The organism is Variovorax sp. E3 (genome assembly GCF_016082275.1).
GTDB lineage: Bacteria > Pseudomonadota > Gammaproteobacteria > Burkholderiales > Burkholderiaceae_C > Variovorax.
In genome coordinates this window covers 1-522 of sequence record NZ_MOWM01000382.1, presented here as the reverse complement: position 1 = coordinate 522, position 522 = coordinate 1, and the positions used below count along the sequence as shown (strand labels likewise).

Sequence of the window (522 nt, the reverse complement as noted above, 5' to 3'; positions counted from 1 at the left end):
CAGCGGCGCGAGCCCCGCGGCACCCAGGCCGAAGGCGCACAGCGCGCCCTGCACGGCGCGGGCGGCGCGGCTGCGCCGTGATGCGGAAGAAGAAACGGAAGGCCGGGAAATCATGGCGAGAGGTCCTTGTCGCGAATCAGGTCGAGGGAGGGGTTTCAATCGACATGACAGGCAAGGCGCGAAAACCGGACACGCGCCGGCAAGTTTTTTCAGGCCCGGCTCAACGCGCCGACGGTCACCCAGTAGCGGGTGCGCGCATCGACGCGCACGGGCAGCGTCTGCGCGAGCACCGAAAGAATGCGGTCGGTGTCCCCCAGCTGGAACGCGCCCGACACGCGCAGGCCCGCCACGGCCGGGTCGCAGCGCAGCACGCCGCTGCGGTAGCGGCCGATTTCCGCGAGCAGCTCGCCCAGCGGCATGTCCTCGGCGTACAGCACGCCGCGCGCCCAGGCCCGGCGCCGGGGCCCACGGGCGACAGCGCGCCCACGGCGTCGGCGGTGAAGCTCACGCGCTGGCCGGCGG

At 73.0% G+C, this 522-nt stretch carries 1 pseudogene; it reads right to left on the bottom strand.

Going from position 1 to position 522, the window contains the following annotated elements:
• Positions 1-209 precede the first annotated feature (209 nt).
• Positions 210-522: pseudogene (locus BMG07_RS40985) on the bottom strand (hypothetical protein); the annotation flags it as partial.